General features: G+C 70.6%; 5 protein-coding genes and 1 pseudogene. All 6 read right to left on the bottom strand.

Annotation, left to right across the window (positions count from 1 at the left end):
• Positions 1-713 (bottom strand): hypothetical protein (locus AB0B91_RS65070; RefSeq protein WP_358343009.1); only part of this gene is annotated, 713 nt, incomplete at its 3' end.
• Positions 713-1,090: an RRQRL motif-containing zinc-binding protein gene (locus AB0B91_RS65065; RefSeq protein ID WP_357662847.1), complete on the bottom strand. Its 378-nt coding sequence runs from the start codon at positions 1,088-1,090 to the stop codon at positions 713-715. The genes AB0B91_RS65070 and AB0B91_RS65065, both read right to left, overlap by 1 nt.
• Positions 1,087-1,386, bottom strand: a complete 300-nt coding sequence (locus tag AB0B91_RS65060; RefSeq protein WP_089003159.1) for a hypothetical protein — start codon at positions 1,384-1,386, stop codon at positions 1,087-1,089. The genes AB0B91_RS65065 and AB0B91_RS65060 overlap by 4 nt, the downstream gene beginning before the upstream one ends.
• Positions 1,383-1,820 carry a hypothetical protein gene (locus tag AB0B91_RS65055; RefSeq protein WP_357662870.1) on the bottom strand — a complete coding sequence of 146 codons (438 nt, stop codon included), beginning with the start codon at positions 1,818-1,820 and terminating at the stop codon, positions 1,383-1,385. Before AB0B91_RS65055 ends, AB0B91_RS65060 begins: the two co-directional genes overlap by 4 nt.
• 88 nt (positions 1,821-1,908) lie before the next feature.
• Entirely contained in the window at positions 1,909-2,118 is a 210-nt protein-coding gene (locus AB0B91_RS65050) for a hypothetical protein (RefSeq protein WP_357662846.1), read from the bottom strand.
• A pseudogene (locus AB0B91_RS65045) lies at positions 2,115-2,432 on the bottom strand (hypothetical protein); the annotation flags it as partial. The pseudogene AB0B91_RS65045 and the gene AB0B91_RS65050, both read right to left, overlap by 4 nt.

The raw sequence follows: 2,432 nt of genomic DNA, 5'->3' as shown, positions 1-2,432 counted from the left end.
GCGGGGGTGATGGGCGCTCCGGTGGACTGTTCGTGCTGCACGGCCGCGAAGCGGGCCATGGGCAGCAGGTGGGCAGGGACGTCGACCGGCTCAGGAGCCGGCGCGGTGACCGGTTCGGGTTCCGGCTCGACAGCCGGCGTCACGGCCGGCTCAGCAGCCGGGGCCGGCTGGGCGGCCGGGGTTGGGGTCGGTTCGGGTGCGGGAGTGATGGCCGGCGGTGCCGGTTCGGTGGTGACCTGCTCGGTCACCTGAACGCGGATGGGTTCGACCTGCTCGACCGGCTTGACGGCCGGTGTGGTGGCCGCCGAGGTGGCGGGGGTGGGGGCAAGGACCAGTTTGACCAGGGCCATGAAGGCCAGGGCGGGGACGGCGGACAGGAGCCACCCGGACGGGCCGGGTTTGGCGACCGCCAACTGTGCGGCGAGGGAGAGGCCGGCGGCGGCGATGAGCAGGAACAGCGGGTAGCCGATCGGAGCACCGGTGCGGCGGCGTCGGCGGATGGTGAGTAGGGCGGCGATGGGGACGAGTTCGGAGATGACGGCGTTGGCCCAGCCGAACCACTGCCCGGTTCCGGCGGGGGAGTTGGCGAGGGTCCAGTCTTTGACGTGGGTGAAAGAAGCGGCTCCGGCGAAGCCGGCAACAACGAGGAGGATGAGGACCAGGACGACACCCTCGACGCGGGTCGCCCGGTTGGTCGGAGTCTTAGCAGGCATCAGTGGCCTCCGTGGCAGTCGAGGCAGCAGCCGTAGCGGCGGGGGATGTAGTAGGGCTGGACCAGCCCGCAGACCCGGCAGGTCCGCCGGGCACGCAACGCCTTAGCGATGGCCTCCCGCTGGGCGGGGGTGGCGACGCGTTTGGGTGCGGCGAGGTCGAGGCGGTAGAGGTAGGCGACGCGCTTGCCGCGCCGCCAGAGGATCTGCGCGACCGGGTCATTGCCGCCCGGACGAAGGCCGGCGGCGCGCAGTTGCCGGCGGGTGGCCAGCCCGTCAGGGGCGGACTGGAAAGGGAAGGTGGGGAACCCGTAGCGGGTGCCGGCCGGGTCGTAGAAGCGGCGGGCCAGGCCGGTGGGAATGTCGGTGAGGGTGGTCATGGCCGGTCTCCCCAGCGCTGCTGGGCGGCCTGGCGGGAAATGCCGAGCCGTTGACCGATCTCGGCCCAGGAGTAGCCGAAGGCCCGCAGGCCGATCACGGCGTCGGTGATGGCTTGATCGAGGTTGGCCGAGAGTGCGACGAGGTCGCGGAGGGCTTCGACGTCGCCGGTGGCGACGCGGCGGCCGTGGGCGCGGATGATGCGGCGGGTGAAGGCGGCGAATTCGTCGTTCTCGACGACCTCCCGACGTCGCTGCGCGGGACGAACGGGCGTCAAGGTGTGCTTGACAGTGCTCACCGGTTCTCGCCTCCCTGCATGTGAAGGCGGTCCCACTCGTCAGCGGCCTTCTCAAGGGCCGTGATGACCTGCTCGGCGGTGCGGGCCGGGTCGTCGTTCCACGAGAACGGGGCGGTGTGCTCGTCAAGCAGGTGACCGTCTTCGTCGATGTGGAAGACGGGAGCGAAGGCGTCGAGATAGTCGACGAGCGCGGCGATGGCCCGGCGGTAGGTGTCCTCATCGGCGGACGAGAGGAGGACCGGGTGCAGGAGAGGACGGCCGGCGCAGGCCATGCCGATAGCCCCGACGACGCAGGCCGGCGGGGTCACGGTGTCGGTGGTGGGGGTGTAGTAGGTGCCCTGGGTCCAGCCGTGCCGGCGCAGGTAGAGGGCAGCCATTCGCAGCAGGTCAGCCGGTGTGACCTGGACGGTGGGTGGGTTGTGGGTAGCCTTCATGGCAGCCACGTCCTTTCGGTAGGGCTGTTGGTGGAAGGTCGGCAGGACCGGCAGTTGCTGCCAGGCGTCGTCCGGTCCTGTCGGCCGATCAGTGGGTGCGCAGCCGCAGGTAGCGGCGGTGGCGGGTGTCATCCCCGCCCATCTGGTGGGGTGCGGACACGAAGACGAGCCGCTCGGTTCGGGAGGCGGCCTGGATCATCACGGCCAGGTCCTCAGGACTGCCGACGATCCACATCTCGGTGTACTGGGCGGCCCGCTGGTTGTTGGCGCGAGCGTTGGCGCGTTCGCGGGTGGTCATGCCGCCACCGCCAGATCCGGCACGGTGGTCGTGAGTCGGTTGGGTCGGCGGATCCACGCGGCGTAGTCGGCGATGCCGGCGATCTGCGCGTCGGACAGGTAGGCGACCTTGATGCGGCGAGGGATGCCGCCTTCGGCGATCAGGTACGCCGCGCCCTGGTTGGTGGGCTGGATGTCGGTGGCGGTGTAGCCCTGCTCGGCCCAGCCGTGACCAAGCACGATGTTCGAGCTGTTCGGGGTGGTGCAGCGGAACGCGGCGCGGTAGCCGAACAGGTCCCGCAGGCTGGTGGGGATGATGTCGAACGACGGCCGTTG

Source organism: Nonomuraea sp. NPDC049141, from assembly GCF_040648415.1.
Lineage (GTDB): Bacteria > Actinomycetota > Actinomycetes > Streptosporangiales > Streptosporangiaceae > Nonomuraea.
This window is presented reverse-complemented; position numbering and strand designations above follow the sequence as displayed.